This is a genomic window from Shewanella sp. NKUCC05_KAH (genome assembly GCF_019345585.1).
Classification (GTDB): Bacteria; Pseudomonadota; Gammaproteobacteria; order Enterobacterales; family Shewanellaceae; genus Shewanella; species Shewanella oncorhynchi.
This window is the reverse complement of the sequence record NZ_JAHKQZ010000014.1, coordinates 106,453-127,085: the sequence shown is the minus strand read 5'-3', so window position 1 is coordinate 127,085 and position 20,633 is coordinate 106,453. Positions and strand designations below refer to the sequence as shown.

Genomic DNA, 20,633 nt, shown 5'->3' with positions numbered 1-20,633 from the left:
AGGTAGAATGCTGCAAAAGCGGTACACTTGTAAGCTAAAAAGGTGAGTCTCTTATGTCTCTCGATCAATATCATGTTATTCGACTACTACAGCAGCAGAGCGAGTCTTTAAAAGACGCAGTAGCGCTGGAAGGTTTTGAAATGGCCGCTCCTTGGTATCAGGTGAGTTGGCAAGCCTTCGACCAAATCAGCAGTAAAATTGCACAAGTGTTGATCGAACTTGGCGTACAAGTGCAAGACCGTTGCGTTATTCTGGCGCAAAACTGCCCGCAGTGGACTTGTGCCGATGTCGGCACTCTCAAAACTCGCGCCGTTGTAGTGCCAATTTATCCCACCAGTACCGTCGAACAGGCGAGCTTTATCGTTAACGACGCCACCGCTAAAGTGATTTTTGTCGACGACGCTAAGCAATACGCCATGGCGTGTGAGTTGCAAGCCTTATGCCCAAGCCTAGAGCATGTGATTGTATTCGATGCCAGCGTGACACTCGCTGCCGATAAGGCCAATCAGCATTGGCATCTAGATACCCTACTGGCGGGTGACACTCAGTTAAACATTGAGCAAGAAGCCGAGCTTAATCAGCGTTTACACGCTGCAAATCTCGATGATTTACTGACCTTAATTTATACCTCCGGCACGACGGGCGATCCTAAGGGCGTGATGCTGGATTACCGTAATATGGCGTCTACCATACGCCAGCACGATCAAAAATTGGCCTTCCATTCTGGCGATGTGTCTTTGGCATTTTTGCCATTGAGCCATGTATTTGAGCGCAGTTGGAGTTTCTACGTCTTGTGCCGTGGCGGCCATAACGTCTATCTGCAAAATACCCAAAGAGTGAAAGAGGCGATTAGCGCCGTGCGTCCACATACCTTGTGTGTGGTGCCGCGTTTCCTCGAAAAAGTGTATAGCGCCGTACAAGATAAAGTCGCCAAATCAGCCGACGGTCGTAAGAAGTTGTTTGCTTGGGCGATGCGCGTTGGCCAACGTCAGTTCGAAGTTGGCCAAGGTCGTGCTAAGGGCGGATTGTGGTTGTCGCTGCAATGGCGTTTGGCGCACAAGCTGGTGTATAGCAAGCTGCAGGCTGTGCTTGGTGGCCGTTTGAAGTTTATGCCTTGCGGTGGCGCAGCCTTAGATGTGAATGTCGGTAGTTTCTTCCATGCGATTAATATTCCAGTACTTTGTGGGTACGGTATGACAGAAACTAACGCGACTGTGACCTGCAATACCTTAGGTAATCGAGTGCCAGGTTCCAATGGACAACCTTTGCTGGAAACCGAAATTAAGTTAGGTAAGGACGATGAGATTTTAGTCCGCGGCGCCACTGTGATGCGCGGCTATTACAATCGTCCTGAAGATACCGCCGCTGCGTTTGAAGATGGTTGGTTAAAAACCGGTGATGCAGGGCGTTTCGATGCGAACGGCAATTTATTTATTACCGATCGTATTAAAGAATTGATGAAGACCTCCAACGGTAAATATATCGCGCCGCAAAGGGTTGAGGGCGCCGTGGGCTGTTGTCCTTTTATCGAGCAAGTGGCGATTATTGCCGATGCGCGTAATTATGTGACCGCTTTGATTGTGCCTGCGTTTGAGTCACTTGAAGCGTGGGCGAAGGACAAAGGGCTGAAGTATGAGTCACCTTTAGAATTGCTGCGCCATAGTCATGTGGTTGAGCATTTTGAGCAACGCTTAAAGCAGTTACAGCATGAGTTGGCCGGTTTTGAACAGATTAAAAAGTTCACTCTGTTGCCTGAAGCGTTTTCGATGGAAGCGGGTTTAATCACCCCAACGCTCAAGCTGCGCCGCAAGATGATTTACCATAAATACGCCCATGAAATTAATGCTATGTACAACAACTAATTGTTAAGTTGTTGTTGCTAAAGGCCGCAGAAGCGGCCTTTTTTTTATCTACTACTTCCTGAAGTGCTTTTCTTCGCTTAAAATTCGCCCCGTTTACTGGTGCGCATGAGGCGCGAGGCGTCGGTATAAAAGGTGTAGTTAAATGGAACTTTCGATTCGTAGTTTATTCGCTGCAGTGAGTGCGGTGTTGTTATCTTCTTTAACTGTCATTCCTGCAGCTGACGCTGAGGATTACGACAAAATCGTCCATGGCCCAGTGGACTTACCTAACGGGCAATGGCTCAATTTCTATCAAAAAGATCATAAAGTGTGGGGCGAAATGCTCTATGGCGATGCGCCCGGCGTGCGTCTTGATGATTATGGTTCTGCTGAAGTGGTTGCGGTTTTTTACCTCGATTTTGATAAAGGTGGCACCAAAGAAGTGGTTGTCATGCTTAAAGATGCCGATGGTCAGCATTTACGGGGCTATGGTTTTGAAGGGGATGATCTCACAAAACTCCCCCGTCTACAGGTTGTGCTCGATGACGTCGCACCAACCTTAACCTCGTTTACCGTGGGTAGCGTTCGTAAAGTGTTAAGCCAAATTCCGCCGCAACAATACCGTATGACCTATGATGTTGACGCGATTGAAGATCCCGCCATTAAAGCGATTGTCGATGGTTCTACTAAGCTCAAGCCGACCTTAGTGGGTTATCGTAATTCCGAAGGTTCACCCGTCGATGTGAAGACAGCCGTCGAATATAAATTACGTTATCCACTGACTCGTAAAGATAAAGATGCCCAAGGGATTGAGCGTCAATATAGCTTAGTGACCACCTTTGATCGCAGTGGTTATAGTGAAGAAGACGGTAGTTTTGTATTGGTGAGCGTGGCCTTTGAGGCCGATGACTTTGATTGGCTTAAAAGTGGTGGTGCCGTGATCCCTAAAACAGGCCCATCCTATGATTTTATGAGTATGGGCATGGGGAGCACTTGGGCAGGGCTTGCCAGTGAAAGTCATTATGCCCAAGGTGTGCTCGATGGCCCGTATGCAGCCTACGATGGTCGCAATGGTAGCGTGGTTTACTCTGGTAACTACAAACAGGGCAAAAAAGTCGGTAAGTGGATGGAGACAGAGAACCAAGCCATTTATTGGGAAGGCGAATATCTTGACGGTAAAAAGCAAGGTAAATGGATTGCACAGTCGATGTTCGATGAGGCCGATAACTTTGGTTTTGCCCATTACAATCAGGATGTGCTCGACGGCCCCTACGAAGTCTATGAGCCCGATTATGACTCCAGTGCAGAAGGCGATAAGCGATTAGTGGCAAAAGGTATTTATCTTAATGGCGTAAAAGATGGCGAGTGGCTTGAGGCTGATGGCAGCAAAGGCCAATATCAAAAGGGTGTCAAACAAGGTCCTTGGGTCGATAAAGTGACGAGCGGACATTTCCGTGATCAAGTTGGTGAAGGTGCCTATCTTGCAGGAAAACGCACTGGCCCTTGGGTATTTAAAGCCGAAGATGGGACTCGTACCGAAGTGAGCTATGTCAATGGCTTGCGTCAAGGAGAGTCTAAATCATTCGACAAAAATAATCTGATGTTTAATACCCGTCATTATGAGCAGGGTCGCCTTAATGGTAAGAGTATTTGGTATTCAAGTCCCAATGTCGTGGTGGATATCGCTAATTACCGCCAAGGAGAGTTGGATGGTCAGCAAATGCGCTTTAATCCCCAGAACGGTGAGCTGACTGAACTAACGAGTTATAAATTCAATGAAGCGGTGACGCTTAAGCCTTCGCACGATGAATGTATTATGCGTGAGAATCCCTATTCAGATGATTGTGAAGGGGTGATTAATGGCAAAAATGAAGCAATTTCATCGATAAAACACGGTGAGCAGCGCGAATATCATAGCAGCGGCTCCCTGTATAAATTGGCTTATTACACCAATGGCGCTGTAGATAAAGAATATCAGTTTGATTCCAATGGCCGTTTATTAAATTTAAAAACGTACAAAGCGGGTAAGGAATACGGCCCAAGTATCAGTTATTCCACTGATGGTGGTTACTCACTCTCCCGATATGGTCACCAAGTGAATAACCGTGTCTCTGGCCCCCATTACAGTTTCTATCCCAATGGGCAATTAAGAAGCCTGTGGAACTACTGCCAGCAAGAAGGCGAAACCTGGAACGGTGAACCTTATTTCTGGGATAACGCCATTGCGCGCTGCGGTATACAGCGCGAGTACTTTGATAATGGTGCCGTGAGTTGTATTGAAGACCTCGATAGCAATTATGCCGTGGATAAAGTGTGTTACGACATGAATGGCAAGATAGCGAATGAAATGCTGCGTATCGATGAACAGCATGTGGTACACAAGCGCTACATTAACGGTGTCATCTATTCCGAAGAGCCGGGTTTTGCCGATTACTCACATATCACTAAGGGCCGTAAGATTTATCACTTAGAGAACCCAAAAACTCATGGGGTGTATAAGTCTTATAAAAATGGCAAGTTAGAATACGAGAAAATGTATGATATGGGTAAGGCTGGATGCCTTAAAAAGTACGATGCTAACGGCAAGCAAACCCCAGAAACGGCGAGTTGCCAGTTTTAAAATGCTGGTTTGGGCTAGTGGCTAGAACCTGTTTGGCTTAGGATAATGGATGAGTTTGGTGGTGTGGTTTCATTGCGATAATCACCACGCTCTTCCATTCATAAAATAATAAAAAGGAAGTTTGCATGTCAGCCACAGAATACAGTCTCGAAATCAATCCAAGATTTACTGAAACCGACGGCCTAGGTCATATCAACAACACTGTTATCCCCGTATGGTGTGAAGCGGCGCGCACGCCAATCTTTGAGATTTTTAATCCTGAGCTGGATTTACATCAGTGGAACTTAATCGTCGCGGGGTTTACCGTGGCATTTATCGCGCCGACTTACTATGGCAAGAGTGTCACAGTAAAAACCTATGTCAGCCGTATCGGTAATAGCAGCTTCGAGCTGACCCAAACCTGTTGGCAAGCGGGCAACAAGACCGCCGAAGTGAAAACCACACTCGTACATTACGATTACAGCAGTGAAAAAAGCCGCCCGATTCCTGAAGATATCCGCGAAATGCTCGCTAATCTGAATGGTGAAAGTGCTTAGTCTGCTTACTCTTTCGGTCAGCGTAATTGCAATTGCGCTGCTGAAGGGTTAATTTGTCGGCCCGCTAACTGTGATGCAGATCACTTGTCTGTATCGCTTAATTTTTATCGGTTCGGATTAACCATGAGATTCTATTTTACCCGCATGCGATCGAAGGACATTTGTCCACCAAGACAGCCACTTAAAAAGATTGTGTGGTCATGGATTGGGGCTTTCTGTGGCATTTACTTGGTCGCGAGTCTCGCAAATTATATGAGTGAAAACCTCGTCGACACTATGTTTGTCATTGGCTCGTTTGGTGCGTCGGCTGTGCTGGTGTACGGTGCACCGCTGGCGGAGTTTTCTCAGCCGCGTAACTTGATTGGTGGCAGTGTGTTATCGGCCTTAATTGGGGTCGCAGTGTACCAAGTGTGTGGCGATTATGTGGTGCTGGCGAGCGCCTTAGCGGTATCCCTGTCTATCGCATTCATGTACCTGACTCGCACTCTTCATCCTCCGGGCGGCGCAACGGCATTGATTGCCGTGATTGGCGGTGAAAACGTGCATCAACTCGGCTTTCTTTACGCGTTAATGCCAGTGTTCCTCGGCTCAGTATTACTCTTACTGGTCGCGCTGGTGGTCAATAACCTCTCCACCGATCCCAAGCGCCATTACCCTGTTTATTGGATTTAGCGAACTCGTTCTTAAATCTGCCTATTTCAAAAACTTCTGCACATACCAGCAGCTGGCTTGGATAGTAAAGTCTTGGCCTTTAGCCCATTTAAGCCCGTGGCGCACTAAGCGTTCGGCAAGGCCTTTACCGCGCAGTTCGTTGGGGACAAAGGTGCGGCTAAAATCGATATCCTTGCCTGATAATCGGTATTCCAACACGGCTTCATAGCCATCGACAGGGATAATAAAACGCTGTTTATCCTGTTGATGTTCAATGGCTATCTCGATATTTTCGTTATCTGACATACATGCTTCCCTCAAGGTATGGCCTAAAGTGTGATGGCAATTCGTTATCGATTTGAATAGCTTAAGCGACTTCGTGCTGTTTGAGAATCGCCAGTAGTTCTGCCGGTAACTCAGCTTTTTTGCCTGTTTTAAAGTTAAACATCACCGCGACTGAAGTGCCTAACGTCGTTACTGCCTGCTGCTGTTTACTAAAAGCCTGATAATGCATGGTAAATCTATCGCTGTGAATATCGCTAATACTGACACTTACCAATAAAGTATCGGGGAAAGTCACAGGGCGTTTATAGCGAGCCTGATTTTCGCTGATTACGGGGCCAATGCCGGATTTATACAGGGTATCTAGCGGGAAGAGGCGATTGAAAAAGTCGATACGTGCCGTTTCAAAATAGCGGAAATAGACGACGTTGTTGACGTGTTGCAAGGCATCCATTTCACCCCATGCAACGGGGATTTCTGTGACTATGGGGTGCTGTGCGAGAAACTTTTCCATTGCCTGTTCTTGTACACCTTCTTGCAACTGTTGTTTAAATCCCATGATAAAAATCCCAAGTTAAAACGCTCGTTTAAGCGGCCAGACTAGCAGCATAAGATTGCTGCGACAAGTCTTGGCCTAAGCTGATACTGTGGCTGATAATGGCAAGCAATGCAGATATGAGTAATGTCTTTAAAGGGTTAGGTTGAGCTATGTATATTGGACAAGCGGCAAAGCAAACAGGGCTGTCGATAAAAGCGATTCGCTTGTATGAGGAGTGGGGGCTCATCGACACTCCCGCACGTCAGGGGCGTTATCGTATTTATAGTGCGGCGGATATTAGGCTGTTGTTGCTGATCAAAGAGGCCAAAGCCCTCGGTATTAAGCTTGTCCAACTAAAAGATTTACTCGAACAAGGCGATAAGCATGCTCAGTTAGCCACAGTGCAGGCTTTTTTGTTGGGTATTAAAGCGGATTTTTTACGCCAGATAAGTGAGTTAGAACATAAAGTCACTCAGTTAGATGCCTGTATTGATGGGCTCACCTCCTGTGAATCGCAGCTGTTACCTTAGGTCTTGACTCTCCCCTTAGGGGCAGAGTGTATGCTATTTGCCATATTGACTGTTATGGCGTTTCATCGTGGCAAAAAAGATTTTAGTGATCTGTGGTAATCCTAAGGCGCAGAGTTTTTGTGAGCATCTGGCTGAAACCTATGCCAAAGCGGCGTCAGATAAACACTCAGTGAGAATCGTCAAACTAGCTGAGCTGAATTTTGACCCGAATCTGATCTATGGTTATCGTCAACCTCAGCCACTCGAAGCCGATTTGCTAGCGTTTCAAGCGAATATCCAGTGGGCGGAGCATGTGGTGATTATCACACCGATTTGGTGGGGCGGTATTCCTGCTAAGTTTAAAGGCTTAATCGATAGGACATTTTTATCTGGATTTGCATTTCAATATGAGAAAGGTAAATTGATACCCGCTAAGTTGCTGCGCCATAAAACTTCGCGAATTATCATGACCATGGACACGCCGCCTTGGTATTACAAGTGGTTTCAAGGCGCTTCCGCGCTCAAACAGCTTGATACCGCCACCTTAGTTTTTAGTGGTTTTAAGCGGGCTAAGTCCAATATGTTGGGGCCAGTGATGAGTGCTAAGGAGCCGCAATTGCAACAATGGCGAGCGTTGGTGCAGCGGCTGGGGAATTTAGGTTTATAGAATCTAGCGAAACAAGGAGTGGGGTGTGATTAAACAAGTGGGCAATACTCTTATTCAGCCAAAACACAGAGCGTCTTGCCATTGCGGTGCCGTGGTATTGGAGTTGTCATTGCCTAATGGCATCGAAAATCCACGCCGTTGCGATTGCTCTATCTGTCGTCGTAAGGGCGCAATGGTTGGCTCTGTGCCGCTGGCGGGGATTAAGATCCTCAAGGGTGAGGATGTGCTGAAACTCTATGAATTCAATACCAAAACTGCCAAACACTACTTCTGCTCTATCTGCGGTATTTACACCCATCACCAGCGGCGTTCCAATCCCCACGAGTATGGTTACAACATTGGTTGCCTCGAAGGGGTTAACCCATTCGATCTCGAAAATGTGCCCACGAATGATGGCGTTAACCATCCTGCGGATCGTTAGATTATGAATATAGGTCAGTTTGCTGTACTCACAGGACTGTCGGCGCATACGCTCAGATATTACGAGAAAATTGGCCTACTGCAGTCTGTCGTTCGAAATGGCAGCGGGCATCGTGATTATGCTGCGAAAGAAGCGGAATGGATTGGGTTTATCAATCGCTTAAAAGAAACGGGCATGCCGTTAAAGCAGATATTGACCTATGCCGAGTTGCGCGTCCAAGGCGATGCAACCGCTGGCCAGCGACAGCAGTTGCTCGAGCAACATGCAACACAATTGGCTGAGTGTATTCGCCAAGAGCAGGAGCATTTGGCTGCCCTTAAGCAAAAAATTCACTATTACCAAACTCATTTTAGTGGCTAAGCTCAGTCGCTAACATTTGTGGTTAAATGCTAAAAAGCTAATATTATTTACTTTTCTATTTGCTTTCGCCTCTAGTCGGCGAGTTAAACAGAGGGTTAGTTTTACTGATCCGCATTGCCTGTGTCATCCATCAATGAACCATTGACTTAGAGTTAACTCTAAGGTTTAGGCTGCTTGCTGTGATTTAATCCAACAGGAGCTAAAAATGAGTAATCAAAGATATGTGCAGGGCCTCGCTAAACTGACTGAAATTGACGGTGAGACGGGGGAGAAAGTCATCCGCAGTCTTGCCGATATTTGCCCTGACTTGGGCAAGTACATTATTGAATATCCTTTTGGGGATATTTATCAGCGTGAAGGGCTCGACCTTAAGACGCGGGAGCTAGTGACAGTTGCCGCACTCACGGCGCTAGGGCATTGCCAGCCACAGTTAAACGTACATATTAATGGCGCATTGAATGTCGGTTGTACGCCGCTGGAAATTGTTGAGGTGATATTGCAAATGTCGGTTTATGCAGGCTTTCCTGCTGCACTTAATGGCATGTTTGTCGCTAAAACCGTATTTTCTGAGCGGGAGTTAAGCGTCGTTTAGTTAGTCCTGAGTCAGGTTTATCGATTTGCAAGAGTGACCATAAGGCCGCTTTGATTTCCTCTTTCAAGTTCATTTTAGTTGGATTTAAACGGGCGATGGGGTGTTGCAGGGCTTTCATTCGACTCTAAACAGAACGTTCGACTTTGGCTAGAGATAGCCAAAGTGACCAATATACCGAGATTGAGTGGCACAGTTGCCAACACTGTGCTTTGCACATTACAGTGGCAAATGTTGCCCGTCTTACTATTTCAATGGAATGTAAAATAATAATGAATTTAATCGGTTACATTGGGACGGCTCGCCAATACTTGCGAAAGCTCAGTTTACCATCACTGAGTGAAATCCGTTTAGGTTTGGGCAAGTTCTGGCGTTGTCTTATCCTAGGGGTTGCTAAGTTATCCTTTGCGCAAAAGCTGTATCTTATTGCTTTGATATTGGCTTTTAGTAGCGAGTTAATGGGGTTGGTCGCTGTGATTGCCGTAATCGCTATGGCCATCGAGTTTTGGCCTGTGTTCGAGCGGGTTTGGCATAGTTTGGCGGGCAAAGCTGTGTTGTTGCTGTTTTATGCGATGATTGCCAACTTTGCTTTGGGCTGGTCTGGCGCGATAGTTAACGAAGTGGTTGGGGTCTCAGCAAGCGATCTCAATTACACCCATAACTTAGCGATTTTACTCTATATGCCCGCTTGGTTTTTGATGGTAAGCGCGATCGTGCTGCTGGCATTGCAGTTGATTATTCCTATCTATTTAATATTGATCTTTTTGCTTAAACCTTTAGGCGTCAAATCGTTACGGCTTACCTCGCATACTTCATTCCGTAAAACGACTTTTTTGATCCGTATCGTGCTAGCGACTGTGGTTTTGTATCACTTGAGCCTGTTAATTGATTTAGAGACGCGCATTGAAACCTCATTTGGCAACTTTATTACCTCTCCCCAAGAAGCCGCTAAGCATGCGCCTCGCGAGCCTAAATCGGGACGGTTGCCGGATGCGACCGATGTGTTGACGGTACCGATTGTAGAGCTAACTCAGACTGCTCTTGACTCTGAAAGCGATAAATCGAGCAAGGCTGAGAATAGTAATGATGACAGCGAGCTGGAAGAGGAAGATCGCAAAAAGGCCTACGCCTCAGTGCGAACTCAATATCAGTACTTAGTGCGGCAATGGCTAGCTACGTTCGCATTTTCACTTGAAGCCAATGGCCGCTCGCGTTGTAAAAAGCCTGCCGAGTCGAATGTGATTGAATTAAATGATTACGAGATTTTGTTGATCACACCCGATAAGAATGCGGATTATGGTTATCGTTTTGAGGTGGAAAAATGTATCTCGGCCGCGTTTCCGCTGGCGGTGAAGGGCAATTGAGTCAATTAATAAAAAAGCGACCACAAGGTCGCTTTCGTTTTATCGGCTAAATCAGCTTGAGCTGACTGAGTCGACTATCGTGCTATTCAATAATCGCATTATTCAATCAGCAGCTCATCGAAGCTGCTGATTTTGCGGAACTCGCCAGTGCGTTGCTTGCTGTCGCGAACCATTTGGCAGGTCATCATACCCGCAGCGTCAGCAGCCTTTAATTCTTCAATAACATCAGACACAAACAGCACTTGTTTGGGGCTTAAGCTGATAGTGTTGAGTATATTGCAGTAAGCCTGCTTATCTAATTTGTTGCCCGTACGGGTGTCGAAATGGCCGTTAAACATTTCAGTTAAATCGCCGCCGTCACTGTGGCCGAACAACAGTTTTTGCGCGTCGACAGAGCCGGATGAAAAACTGTAAATACGTAGATTTTGTGCGCTAAAACGTTTCACTGCTTCAATAAAGTCCGGGAAGATATGGCCCTTAAATTCGCCATGGGCATAGCCTTGTTTCCAAATTAACCCTTGTAAGGTTTTAAGTGGCGTAGCTTTACGGTCTTCGTTGACCCATTGTTGCAGGATCTCAGTTACACGCGCTAAGTCAGCCTCGGGCTCTAGGGCGATATCTTTAGTGTCACAAATACAGTTTTCAACCAATACATTGTGTTGGTTCTGTTCTAAAAAGTCTGGCAAGGCTTTGACAGAATAGGGGAATAGTACATCTTGGATAAAGTTTAGGTCTGTCGTGGTGCCTGCTGTGTCTACGACTATGGCTCTGATACCCATAATGTTTTGATACTCCACAATATGTTGGCTAAAAAATGCAACTCCGATCCTAAGCGTTATTGGTGAAATTGGCTAGTCTATTTCACCCAAACACATGGGCAAATTGTGGGTGATATCACTAAGCGATAAGATTGAAATTTGATTAATCTAGTAATTTTAAAAGCTTATCCACTGATTATCCGAGAAAACACTAACTTGATACTGGATTTCATCTCGTTTATTGCGCACAAGTTTGTGGTAGACATAAGACTATGGTCTTAATAGCTAAGGGAAATTTAGGCTGCTATTGTAGTTAAAGTCTCTTTACTCCTTTATACCTTGCATGCTGTGGTTTTCGGGAGACGAGACAGCATATTTCACCTGCGAATAGAGAGACCTTACATGAAATATTTACCCGCACTTGGCTTTGGTATCCTATTAGCCTTATTGAGTTTTATCAGCTTCTCATTGGTTGCCAGCGCGGGTTATATGTTGGACATGTTGAGTGCGGTGCCTCACATCTCGCATAACAGTGTGGAGTATCTTTTGTTGGCGGCTCATGATGCGAGTTTGCTGATATTGCTTGCAGGTTTAGTGCTTTATGCTTACCACAGGATCTTTCCTAAACTTCCCTTCGATTGGTTTACCGCTGTGCTTATCCAAATGCCCCTTGGCTTGGCGGTACTGGTATTAGATGGTTTTACTTTAAACCTGTTTTCATTCAAAGGTTTTGCACTAACGTTGACCACTTTAGCCGCTTCATTTGGGGTGCTAAGCCTCTTTTGGTTGCTTCAACGCAGAGCTAAGCGCTTCGAGGCGAGGTTGAGTAAATAAGCAGAATCTACAGAACATAGCGTAGGCGCAGTGCCGTTTGTTCAACAGGGGATAACGCGAGCCACTGTTCTCGGATTTCCACTGCTTCCTGCGGATAGTCGGTAATGAGTACATCGGCTCCCAGCGCCAACATGCGCAGCATTTGCCGTGGATTATTAACAGTCCATACATGCACTTGCTTACCTCCTTTGTGTGCACGGGCGATAAACTTTTCGTTAGTAATCGATTGATTGACCGCTAAGAATTGTGTATTCGCCTTAATGGGATCGCCAATGGATTGAGTGACGATAAGGCCAGTGTGAATGGAAGGGTCGAGTCGTTGAACTTCTTCAATGGCTCTTGCTTCGAGCGATGTAATCACCACTTGTTGTGTCATTTTCTCTTGTTGCAATAAGGCGACAACGGCCTGCGCTAAGCTGGGATCGGCTTGATTATATTTAAGCTCAATGTTCAAACCGATTTTGTTGCGTGCCTCATTAAGCATCTCTAGTAGTGTTGGTACGGATTCACCTGCAAAGGCGGCACTGTGCCAACTCCCTGCATCAAGCTGTTGTATTTCACTCGCACTGAGGTTAGCAACTCGCCTTGGATCGCCCGCTATGCGCATTAAATCAGCATCGTGCAATACCATTAAGGTGCCATCGGATGCCGTTTGCACATCGATTTCGGCATAATCCGCCTTTTCTGCAATCGCTAAACGCAAAGCCGCAAGGGTATTTTCTGGTGCCCTAGCAGCGCCAGCACGGTGGGCAGTAATCAGGATGTCATCCCTTTGTGGTTCACTATTGAGGGCATATACCCCTAACCCCAACATGATTAAAAAAGTGCCGATCAACACCCCGCTTATCGTATAAATCGACAGTTCAGACGTTCTTTTTACCGTTTGTCGCCCAAGGCGTTCTAACACTGCGGGTTTTTCTCCCAGTTGGCGGTATAACAGCAATATGATAAAGGCTTCCCCAAACATTCCGAGTAAGGACCATGCCGCGCTGAGCATAAAAATCAGTGCGGAGACGAGGGCCAATATGGCTAATTCTGTCGAAAGTGTCAGCGTAACCCTATCGAGTAAGCTATCGGCACCCCAGGAGATCAGCAGCATTAAGGGATACACCAAAGCACCTATCCTCAACCACCAACCCGCAGCGTGCCACATAATCGGGTGTTCATTGCCTGCGCTTAATTGCCAACTACGTTTGAGTGCCGTCAAAGCATCGGTCGTTTCACTCACAATAATCGTCAGTGAAAAGGCCGCTTTGGCCCACAGATATAAGGCAACAAGGACATAGATTATCGCTAAGAACGCCATACTCGTTAAGGCGAGATACCAGTCTATAGGCTTGAAATACAAGTAGTAATTGATGTCGTGTCCCTGTAGAAACACGCTGAAAATCAGATATCCTAACCCGATAAAAGGTACGCTGAGCAGCAATAAGCAAGCCGCATAAATGCTACCAAGGCGAATAAATACGGGTAAGCGCGCAGTTGCGAAAATCAGCGCCCGCACTGGGCCAATGGGAATATCGTATAAGCCAGATGCTGCGAGAATCGTGACTCCAGCACGTTGGGTAAAAAACACGGTAAAGCTGCTGAATAGAGTAATGACCATAAACAGCAAGCCATAGGGAGACATGGCAAAGGCGATTAAGTCGTAATTGGTGATGGTGACATTGCCCGTTTTGGCAATCAGATGGCGCAGTAACCAACCAAAAGACGGGACGATAATACCCGCCGACACTAAGGTGAATAACAGTTCAAATTCAATGAGTTTTCTACCGCAGCGACGAATGGCTTTAAGCGTGTCATGCCAGTAACTGTGTTCAGGATTGAGCATGCAGCTTCCTTAATCGTGCGAGTGTAGGACTGTAATTTAGCAGCGTTTCAGGTTGACGGTTAGTCATTCGTGCAATGTTTTGAGCTGGTGAGTCAGTTGTTATTATCCATAAAGCAATAAATACATTGATTATTTCAAGTTTCCGAGCTGCGCCTATGTCGGGTCGTTTGTCATTGAGCTTTCTTCAAAGTGTAATAATAGATAGCTCGTTAAGTTGGTTCACTCGATTTAGTATCGTCGCCAATTTTATTGGTATCGCAATCTTTCACTATTTTAAACATTGGGTTGGGTATATTCGGCAGTGAGTGTGCTGATGGTGATACCTTCTATCCTATTCTTATGTTTAATATTTAACATGTTCTAGTGAGTCGACATTATAAATAAATTACTTATCCCAGAAGCGCACAATATCGCAGATTAAGCCTGTCTATGTTTTGTTGTTTATTCAATATTTTGATTTTTTTGTGGATAAAAATCAAAATATTGAGATGTAAACTTGGTGATTAATCTAGGTAAGACCTGCGTATACATGTTTGCCTCGTTAAAATCCGTGAATCAGATTTACCTCGTCTGGTTTACATACTAAAATTTCACGCAATTTACCCGTGTCAAAGGGGTTGCGTTGGTAACAGTCGTTCTTATATGTCGTTCTACATGATAAGAATTTGCTTATAAATAAAAGAGTAGTAATAAATTGTCTTATAAAAAATTTAATGCATTCTTGAACGCAAACATGCGGACCTTTGAAATGGTTGGTGTTCTAATGCGCATATTTAGTTTCTCACTTGTCAGTTGGCTTGGCCCTGAAAGTCCTTTTATGTTTGTTTGGATTTTCAACACGATAGATGCTGTTTTGCTAACATGGTGTGCCGCTTTACGCAAAGATGCCGCTTACACGTTACTCAATGGTTTTTGGATTTTGATTGGTATTGTAGGGATCGCAAGAGCTGGCGGATTGATTCACTAAGTTTTCTGGTTCATGTCAGTGAATCACTCAACCCCAGACTGATTCATCACACCGCCAAAACATGCCCTTAAGCCCTGTTATCGGGTATTGGAGGGCATTTTTTTACCCTAAAATGAATCAAATTCCTTAAGAACTGATTCAAGCCATCTTGATGATGCCACATTATCAACATAACGAGTTTGTGATGGCGGCGCAGTTTCCTGAAACGTAAATTGCATAATGCTAATGGCTAAATTAGATCGTTAATATGCGCGGGAGTTGATGAGATTAAGCACTGGCATGTAAGGGACCGTTCGTGACAGGGATGTCACGGTCGAGCCCTCAAGGATGAGTTTATGGCGCGTCACTGGAAAGCCAGTGCTTAATCATTTTCTGATTATTTGCACATTGCCGCACACTCAGTACAGGGTTACTTAGTTGACACAATCAACTAATCTCGATATTGTTGATACAGTCAACTATATCGAGAGCCTTCTATGTCGTCATTGTCACTCAGTGAAACTTTGCACAGATTAGTGCATGCCTACAAAAAGCAATTGCGTAGTGATATTGCTGCGCAAGAGATTGATTTACCTGTCACTCATATCCGAGCCTTGAAGGGGGTTTGTCGTAATCCTGAATCAACGGCCCAGTCTATCGCCCTGCGTATGCAGCGGGATAAAGCACAAATTACCCGTGTTCTTAATGAGCTACAGCAGAGTGGGTTGATCACTAAAATCGATAACCCTAAGGATGGCCGCAGCCAGTTGCTGCGACCCACGGCTGAGGGGGAAAAGATCATGACTCAGATCAATGCCTCAGAACGTAAAACCGTGGCGCGCATGACGCAGGCGCTCAGTTCAGCCGAAGTTGATACTTTTATTAAACTTGCCAATCGGATCAGTAAAAGTGTGGATGATGCCGCTGCCGCCAAAAGTGAAACTGATTGCCTAACTCAAAAAAGACCATCTAGTAAGCCAAAAGATACGGCTGGAAAAGGAGCCATTGAGTTGCGCTTAACGGCAGAAAACGCAATAGGAGAAAATCATAATGAATAAACCTGCACCACGTGAGCTAGAAGTGATCCGCTCGACTTATATCACCCCGCATATGCTACGTATCACCTTAGGCGGTGCGGGATTGGCTGGATTTCCTGCCGATCAAGAGAGTGCCTATATCAAGTTGTTATTCCCACAAGCGGGTGAGCGTCCATTAATGCGAACTTACACTATCCGTCAGCAACGCAATGATGAAATCGATGTGGATTTTGTGCTGCACGATACCGACGGCCCCGCATCGAGTTGGGCGAAAACGGCGCAGGTGGGCGATATTATTCAAATCGGCGGACCCGGGCTTAAAAAACTGATCAACTTTGAGGCGGATTGGTTTTTACTCGCAGGTGATATGACCGCCTTGCCCGCTATCAGCGTGAATCTGGCACAATTGCCAAACAATGCCGTGGGTTACGCTGTGATTGAAGTGCTAAGCGAGGCCGACATTCAGCCTCTCGTACATCCTGAACATGTTGAGCTGCATTGGGTGATCAATCCTGAAGCCGATCCCGAAGGTCGCCCTTTGGTCGAGCGTATTGCCCAATTACCTTGGCTTACTGGCGAGCCCGCCGTGTGGATTGCCTGTGAATTTAATAGCATGCGCGCGTTGAGAAGGCATTTTAAGCAAGCGCATCCATTGCCTAAGAGCCATTTTTATACCTCGAGCTATTGGAAAATAGGTTGTAACGAAGGTGAGCATAAACTGGTAAAACAAGAAGATGAGCAGTTAGAAAATGGGGCCAGTGTTTAAATTCAGATAAGGTCGCCAAGTTTGATTGAGCGACCTTATCTAACCTTTCGCTTATGCCGTTTTTGCTGCTGATGCACCTATTATTGATGCACCTATTATTGATGCACTTAGGCTACTGGTGAACTAGCTTGCCATTCTTCACCACATCTTTGCAGGGATTGACGCCGTAGGAATAGGCTAATTGCGCAGGCGTGGCGATATCCCACAGACAAAAATCGGCTTGTTTGCCAACGACTAAACTGCCGACGTTATCTTCAATTCCGAGTGCTTTGGCGGCATTTAAGGTGAGTCCAGTTAGGGCTTCTTCTGGCGTTAAACGGAACAAGGTGCAGCCCATATTTAGCATCAACAGGGTTGAGCAAATGGGGGATGAACCGGGGTTGAAATCGCTGGCGAGCACCATAGGTACGCCGTATTTGCGCAGTAAATCGATAGGTGGTTTTTGGGTTTCCCGCAAAAAGTAAAAGGCGCCCGGCAGCAGTACGGCGCAGGTGCCGCTTTCACTTAAGGCTTTTACGCCTGCCTCATCTAAATATTCGATATGATCCACAGACTTAGCACCAAGACGTGCGGCCAGTGCGCTACCGCCCATATTGGTTAGCTGCTCGGCGTGGAGTTTAATCTCTAAGCCCGCTGCTTTGGCTGCGCTGAGTACCCGTTCTGTTTGCTCAAGGTTAAAGGCGATATTCTCGCAGAACACATCCACTGCATCGGCAAGATTTTCGGCGATCACTGCGGGTAGCATCTTATTGATAATTAAGTCGACATAGCCGTCGCTATTGTCTTTATATTCTGGCGGAATTGCATGGGCGCCAAGGAATGTGGTCTTCACATCTACATGGTGATGCTTGCCGAGCTCGCGGGCGACACGCAGGATTTTCAATTCAGTTTCAGTATCTAAGCCGTAACCCGATTTGATCTCAACCGTAGTCACCCCTTCTTTGGCCAGCGCGTTTAAACGCTGACGGCCGAGTTCAAATAATTCTGCTTCATCCGCTTCGCGGCAAGCTTTAACTGTTGAAATAATGCCGCCACCTGCACGAGCAATTTCTTCGTAACTCGCGCCCTGTAGGCGTAACTCAAATTCATTGGCGCGATTACCGGCAAAGATTAAGTGGGTGTGGGCGTCAATTAATCCTGGGGTGATCCAGCCGCCTTTGCCCCTGTAAACGGGAATTGACAACACATCGAAGGCGGGCAGTTCGCTGCGGGGGCCAAGCCAAGCAATTTTACCATCTTTTACTGCGATGGCCGCGTTGGTGATCGCACCATAAGGTGCTGATACGGAAGGGTCCATTGTGGCTAAGTTAACGTCTATCCAAACCTGATCCCAAGACATGTATTCCCCTCGCTGTGTTGGCAGATGTTAACCAAGTGATTAACGGTTTATTAAATTTATGTGAGCTGGCTTGTATTTACTTGTATATACAAGCTAGGATTGTAGCCGCAATTTTGAACGTTTGAAAGAGTGAATAGTACCTAGATTTTAGCGCGTTATATTGAGGAAATGTTTTGGCTACTCCTAAGTTTGCAGAAATTAAGCAATACATTATCTCCTCTATCGAGTCGGGTGAGTGGGAAGAGCATGCTCGCGTGCCTTCTGAGAATCAGCTTGCCGATTTGTTTACCTGCAGCCGAATGACGGCGCGACGTGCGCTAACCGAGCTGACGGATAGCGGTGTGCTTGTGCGTTCTCAAGGGCTAGGCACCTTCGTCGCAGGGTGTAAATCCCAGTCGTCTATGTTGGCGATCCGCAATATTGCCGATGAGATAAAAGACCGCGGCCACGGCTATAGCGTACAGCAATGGGTGTTAGAGCAAGTTGTGGCGAGTACGAGTATCGCAATTTCCCTTGGGCTTGAGCACGGTGCGACAGTATTCCATTCGATCTTAGTGCATTGCGAGCAGGGCTTACCGTTGCAAGTCGAAGAGCGTTATGTGAATCCCGAGTTGGCGCCCGATTATTTATTGCAGGATTTTACCCAGCAGACACCCCACGAATATTTGTCCCAAGTGGCACCGCTGACCGAGGCGCATCACACGATTGAAGCGATTATCGCCAGTGAAGAATTACAGCAAAGGCTCGAAATCCCCGCCACTGAGCCCTGTCTACAGATTTTACGCCGCACTTGGTCACGCCAAGGCGTCGTGAGTTTCGCAAAATTAGTTCACCCAGGTAGCCGCTTTAAACTCGGTGGCCACTTAACCTTTAGCAAGTAACGCCAGTGGCGTGATTAACAGATGTAAATCAGTAATTTAAATAGCTGTACCCTTATAAGTTAAAAGATAAAAACACAATAAAAACAATAGTGCTAACCCGTATTAGCGACTTAGCGAATACGACTTAGCACCACAGGTTGAAAGAGGAAAATTCAATGGATAAGCGCCACGACCCAAGCCGCCGTATTATTGCACCGCATGGCACACAATTAAGCTGTAAGAGTTGGCTCACAGAAGCGCCAATGCGTATGTTAATGAACAACTTACATCCCGATGTCGCCGAGCGCCCAGAAGACTTGGTCGTCTATGGTGGTATTGGCCGCGCCGCCCGCGATTGGGACTGTTACGACAAAATCATCGAAGTCTTACAACGCCTCGAAGACGACGAAACCTTATTAGTGCAATCGGGCAAACCTGTGGGTGTATTTCGCACCCATGCGGATGCACCGCGCGTGCTGATTGCTAACTCAAACCTAGTGCCACATTGGGCGAACTGGGAACATTTCAACGAGTTAGACAAGCTAGGTTTAGCCATGTACGGCCAGATGACGGCGGGTTCTTGGATCTATATCGGTACTCAAGGCATAGTCCAAGGCACCTACGAGACCTTTGTGTCGGTCGCGAAACAGCACTTTGAGGGTATCTCTAAAGGCAAGTGGATCCTCACCGGCGGGTTAGGCGGCATGGGCGGCGCACAAACGCTGGCGGGCACTATGGCTGGCTTCTCAGTGTTAGCCTGTGAAGTCGACGAGACTCGCATCGATTTCCGCCTGCGTACTCGCTATGTTGACAAAAAAGCCACTTCGCTCGATGAAGCATTAGCCATGATTGAAGAAGCGAACCAAGCTGGCAAGCCAGTATCAGTGGGCTTATTAGCGAATGCCGCCGATGTGTTTGCTGAATTAGTTAAACGCGGCGTTACCCCAGATGTGGTGACCGACCAAACCTCGGCACACGACCCATTAAACGGTTATCTGCCGCAGGGGTGGACTATGGCTGAGGCTGCGGCCATGCGTAAAACCGACGAAGCTGCTGTGATTAAGGCGGCAAAAGCCTCAATGGCGGTGCAAGTACAAGCCATGCTCGACCTGCAAACCGAGGGGGCAGCCACGCTCGATTACGGTAACAATATTCGCCAAATGGCGTTTGAAATGGGCGTTGAAAACGCCTTTGACTTCCCAGGTTTTGTACCTGCTTATATTCGCCCACTGTTCTGTGAAGGCATAGGTCCGTTCCGCTGGGTGGCGTTATCTGGCGATCCCGAAGATATCTACAAAACTGACGCTAAAGTCAAAGAACTGATCCCAGATAATCCACACCTGCACAATTGGTTAGACATGGCGCGCGAGCGTATCGCCTTCCAAGGTCTGCCAGCGCGTATTTGCTGGGTTGGCTTAAAAGATCGCGCTCGCTTGGCGTTAGCTTTCAACGAAATGGTCAAAAATGGCGAGTTGTCGGCGCCCGTGGTAATCGGTCGCGATCACTTAGATTCTGGCTCAGTGGCCAGCCCGAACCGCGAAACCGAATCTATGCTGGACGGCTCAGATGCGGTATCCGATTGGCCATTATTGAACGCGCTACTCAACACCGCTAGCGGTGCAACTTGGGTGTCGCTGCACCACGGCGGCGGCGTCGGTATGGGCTTTAGCCAACATTCGGGTGTGGTGATTGTGTGTGACGGCACAGATGCGGCGGCAAAACGGGTTGGCCGCGTGTTGTGGAATGACCCTGCGACAGGCGTGATGCGTCATGCCGATGCGGGCTACGAGATTGCGAAAAACTGTGCCAAGGAGCAGGGCCTCGATTTACCTATGCAAGACTAGCCGATGCTAACGACTCAATAACAATAATAACTAAAAGCTT

At 46.7% G+C, this 20,633-nt stretch carries 21 protein-coding genes; 16 read left to right on the top strand and 5 right to left on the bottom strand.

What is annotated here, in order from left to right; translation table 11 throughout:
* Window positions 1-53: 53 nt before the first annotated feature.
* From KO533_RS13865 to KO533_RS13850, 4 genes are all read left to right on the top strand, one after another.
* The gene (locus KO533_RS13865) at window positions 54-1,862 is read left to right on the top strand and encodes a long-chain fatty acid--CoA ligase (RefSeq protein WP_173242490.1); all 1,809 of its coding nucleotides are present in this window, start codon (window positions 54-56) and stop codon (window positions 1,860-1,862) included.
* 142 nt (window positions 1,863-2,004) lie between these two features.
* Complete coding sequence (locus tag KO533_RS13860) at window positions 2,005-4,461, top strand: hypothetical protein (protein WP_219254686.1); 2,457 nt, start codon at window positions 2,005-2,007, stop codon at window positions 4,459-4,461.
* Between the two features lie 125 nt (window positions 4,462-4,586).
* Window positions 4,587-4,997 carry a thioesterase family protein gene (locus KO533_RS13855; protein WP_168826862.1) on the top strand — a complete coding sequence of 137 codons (411 nt, stop codon included), beginning with the start codon at window positions 4,587-4,589 and terminating at the stop codon, window positions 4,995-4,997.
* Between the two features lie 123 nt (window positions 4,998-5,120).
* On the top strand, window positions 5,121-5,669 hold the full coding sequence (locus KO533_RS13850) for an HPP family protein (protein ID WP_105250927.1): 549 nt from the start codon (window positions 5,121-5,123) through the stop codon (window positions 5,667-5,669).
* Window positions 5,670-5,690: 21 nt separating this feature from the next.
* On the opposite strand, the gene KO533_RS13845 is transcribed toward KO533_RS13850, so the two are convergent.
* On the bottom strand, window positions 5,691-5,954 hold the full coding sequence (locus KO533_RS13845; protein WP_219254685.1) for a GNAT family N-acetyltransferase: 264 nt from the start codon (window positions 5,952-5,954) through the stop codon (window positions 5,691-5,693).
* Window positions 5,955-6,015: 61 nt separating this feature from the next.
* Window positions 6,016-6,444, bottom strand: a complete 429-nt coding sequence (locus KO533_RS13840) for a thioesterase family protein (protein WP_173248526.1) — start codon at window positions 6,442-6,444, stop codon at window positions 6,016-6,018.
* A gap of 194 nt (window positions 6,445-6,638) precedes the next feature.
* Here KO533_RS13840 and KO533_RS13835 point away from each other — a divergent pair, with 194 nt between their 5' ends.
* The 6 genes from KO533_RS13835 to KO533_RS13810 all read left to right on the top strand — a co-directional run bounded on the left by KO533_RS13835 (window position 6,639) and on the right by KO533_RS13810 (window position 10,378).
* A complete protein-coding gene (locus KO533_RS13835; RefSeq protein WP_105250930.1) occupies window positions 6,639-6,998 on the top strand; it encodes a MerR family transcriptional regulator in 360 nt (119 codons plus the stop codon).
* A gap of 67 nt (window positions 6,999-7,065) precedes the next feature.
* Entirely contained in the window at window positions 7,066-7,644 is a 579-nt protein-coding gene (locus tag KO533_RS13830; RefSeq protein WP_219254682.1) for an NAD(P)H-dependent oxidoreductase, read from the top strand.
* Between the two features lie 25 nt (window positions 7,645-7,669).
* Window positions 7,670-8,065 carry a GFA family protein gene (locus KO533_RS13825; RefSeq protein ID WP_219254681.1) on the top strand — a complete coding sequence of 132 codons (396 nt, stop codon included), beginning with the start codon at window positions 7,670-7,672 and terminating at the stop codon, window positions 8,063-8,065.
* Window positions 8,066-8,068: 3 nt separating this feature from the next.
* Window positions 8,069-8,425: a MerR family transcriptional regulator gene (locus KO533_RS13820; protein WP_131524573.1), complete on the top strand. Its 357-nt coding sequence runs from the start codon at window positions 8,069-8,071 to the stop codon at window positions 8,423-8,425.
* Window positions 8,426-8,630: 205 nt separating this feature from the next.
* The gene (locus tag KO533_RS13815; protein ID WP_219254679.1) at window positions 8,631-9,017 is read left to right on the top strand and encodes a carboxymuconolactone decarboxylase family protein; all 387 of its coding nucleotides are present in this window, start codon (window positions 8,631-8,633) and stop codon (window positions 9,015-9,017) included.
* A 269-nt stretch (window positions 9,018-9,286) separates the two neighbouring features.
* Complete coding sequence (locus KO533_RS13810; RefSeq protein WP_219254677.1) at window positions 9,287-10,378, top strand: hypothetical protein; 1,092 nt, start codon at window positions 9,287-9,289, stop codon at window positions 10,376-10,378.
* Between the two features lie 98 nt (window positions 10,379-10,476).
* Here KO533_RS13810 and mtnC read toward each other — a convergent pair whose 3' ends face one another.
* Window positions 10,477-11,157, bottom strand: a complete 681-nt coding sequence (gene mtnC / locus KO533_RS13805) for an acireductone synthase (protein WP_105253037.1) — start codon at window positions 11,155-11,157, stop codon at window positions 10,477-10,479.
* A gap of 381 nt (window positions 11,158-11,538) precedes the next feature.
* Between mtnC and KO533_RS13800 the strand changes: the two genes are divergently transcribed.
* Window positions 11,539-11,970 (top strand): hypothetical protein, encoded by a 432-nt coding sequence (locus tag KO533_RS13800; RefSeq protein ID WP_113941233.1) that lies wholly within the window; start codon window positions 11,539-11,541, stop codon window positions 11,968-11,970.
* Window positions 11,971-11,977: 7 nt separating this feature from the next.
* Here KO533_RS13800 and KO533_RS13795 read toward each other — a convergent pair whose 3' ends face one another.
* A complete protein-coding gene (locus KO533_RS13795) occupies window positions 11,978-13,801 on the bottom strand; it encodes a glycerophosphodiester phosphodiesterase (protein ID WP_173242509.1) in 1,824 nt (607 codons plus the stop codon).
* Window positions 13,802-14,495: 694 nt separating this feature from the next.
* Between KO533_RS13795 and KO533_RS13790 the strand changes: the two genes are divergently transcribed.
* The 3 genes from KO533_RS13790 (at window position 14,496) to KO533_RS13780 (ending at window position 16,550) form a co-directional block, all read left to right on the top strand.
* Window positions 14,496-14,768: a hypothetical protein gene (locus tag KO533_RS13790; protein WP_014610083.1), complete on the top strand. Its 273-nt coding sequence runs from the start codon at window positions 14,496-14,498 to the stop codon at window positions 14,766-14,768.
* A 476-nt stretch (window positions 14,769-15,244) separates the two neighbouring features.
* Window positions 15,245-15,805 (top strand): MarR family winged helix-turn-helix transcriptional regulator, encoded by a 561-nt coding sequence (locus tag KO533_RS13785; protein WP_219254675.1) that lies wholly within the window; start codon window positions 15,245-15,247, stop codon window positions 15,803-15,805.
* Window positions 15,798-16,550: a siderophore-interacting protein gene (locus KO533_RS13780; protein ID WP_219254673.1), complete on the top strand. Its 753-nt coding sequence runs from the start codon at window positions 15,798-15,800 to the stop codon at window positions 16,548-16,550. The genes KO533_RS13785 and KO533_RS13780 overlap by 8 nt, the downstream gene beginning before the upstream one ends.
* A 112-nt stretch (window positions 16,551-16,662) precedes the next feature.
* Here the strand turns inward: KO533_RS13780 and hutI are convergent, their stop codons facing one another.
* Window positions 16,663-17,889 (bottom strand): imidazolonepropionase, encoded by a 1,227-nt coding sequence (gene hutI, locus KO533_RS13775; protein ID WP_219254671.1) that lies wholly within the window; start codon window positions 17,887-17,889, stop codon window positions 16,663-16,665.
* 173 nt (window positions 17,890-18,062) lie between these two features.
* Here hutI and hutC point away from each other — a divergent pair, with 173 nt between their 5' ends.
* Window positions 18,063-18,770 (top strand): histidine utilization repressor, encoded by a 708-nt coding sequence (gene hutC, locus KO533_RS13770; protein WP_219254669.1) that lies wholly within the window; start codon window positions 18,063-18,065, stop codon window positions 18,768-18,770.
* A 155-nt stretch (window positions 18,771-18,925) separates the two neighbouring features.
* Window positions 18,926-20,593 carry a urocanate hydratase gene (hutU, locus tag KO533_RS13765; RefSeq protein ID WP_219254666.1) on the top strand — a complete coding sequence of 556 codons (1,668 nt, stop codon included), beginning with the start codon at window positions 18,926-18,928 and terminating at the stop codon, window positions 20,591-20,593.
* Window positions 20,594-20,633 lie beyond the last annotated feature (40 nt).

Excerpts from the sequence above, each read along its gene's own strand:
- KO533_RS13860 (WP_219254686.1), top strand. The coding sequence starts at position 2,005 with ATGGAACTTTCGATTCGTAGTTTATTCGCTGCAGTGAGTGCGGTGTTG.
- KO533_RS13795 (WP_173242509.1), bottom strand. The coding sequence starts at position 13,801 with ATGCTCAATCCTGAACACAGTTACTGGCATGACACGCTTAAAGCCATT.
- KO533_RS13815 (WP_219254679.1), top strand. The coding sequence starts at position 8,631 with ATGAGTAATCAAAGATATGTGCAGGGCCTCGCTAAACTGACTGAAATT.
- KO533_RS13800 (WP_113941233.1), top strand. The coding sequence starts at position 11,539 with ATGAAATATTTACCCGCACTTGGCTTTGGTATCCTATTAGCCTTATTG.
- KO533_RS13780 (WP_219254673.1), top strand. The coding sequence starts at position 15,798 with ATGAATAAACCTGCACCACGTGAGCTAGAAGTGATCCGCTCGACTTAT.
- KO533_RS13810 (WP_219254677.1), top strand. The coding sequence starts at position 9,287 with ATGAATTTAATCGGTTACATTGGGACGGCTCGCCAATACTTGCGAAAG.
- hutU (WP_219254666.1), top strand. The coding sequence starts at position 18,926 with ATGGATAAGCGCCACGACCCAAGCCGCCGTATTATTGCACCGCATGGC.
- KO533_RS13820 (WP_131524573.1), top strand. The coding sequence starts at position 8,069 with ATGAATATAGGTCAGTTTGCTGTACTCACAGGACTGTCGGCGCATACG.
- KO533_RS13840 (WP_173248526.1), bottom strand. The coding sequence starts at position 6,444 with ATGGAAAAGTTTCTCGCACAGCACCCCATAGTCACAGAAATCCCCGTT.
- hutI (WP_219254671.1), bottom strand. The coding sequence starts at position 17,889 with ATGTCTTGGGATCAGGTTTGGATAGACGTTAACTTAGCCACAATGGAC.
- KO533_RS13845 (WP_219254685.1), bottom strand. The coding sequence starts at position 5,954 with ATGTCAGATAACGAAAATATCGAGATAGCCATTGAACATCAACAGGAT.
- KO533_RS13835 (WP_105250930.1), top strand. The coding sequence starts at position 6,639 with ATGTATATTGGACAAGCGGCAAAGCAAACAGGGCTGTCGATAAAAGCG.
- KO533_RS13855 (WP_168826862.1), top strand. The coding sequence starts at position 4,587 with ATGTCAGCCACAGAATACAGTCTCGAAATCAATCCAAGATTTACTGAA.
- KO533_RS13865 (WP_173242490.1), top strand. The coding sequence starts at position 54 with ATGTCTCTCGATCAATATCATGTTATTCGACTACTACAGCAGCAGAGC.
- mtnC (WP_105253037.1), bottom strand. The coding sequence starts at position 11,157 with ATGGGTATCAGAGCCATAGTCGTAGACACAGCAGGCACCACGACAGAC.
- KO533_RS13785 (WP_219254675.1), top strand. The coding sequence starts at position 15,245 with ATGTCGTCATTGTCACTCAGTGAAACTTTGCACAGATTAGTGCATGCC.
- KO533_RS13850 (WP_105250927.1), top strand. The coding sequence starts at position 5,121 with ATGAGATTCTATTTTACCCGCATGCGATCGAAGGACATTTGTCCACCA.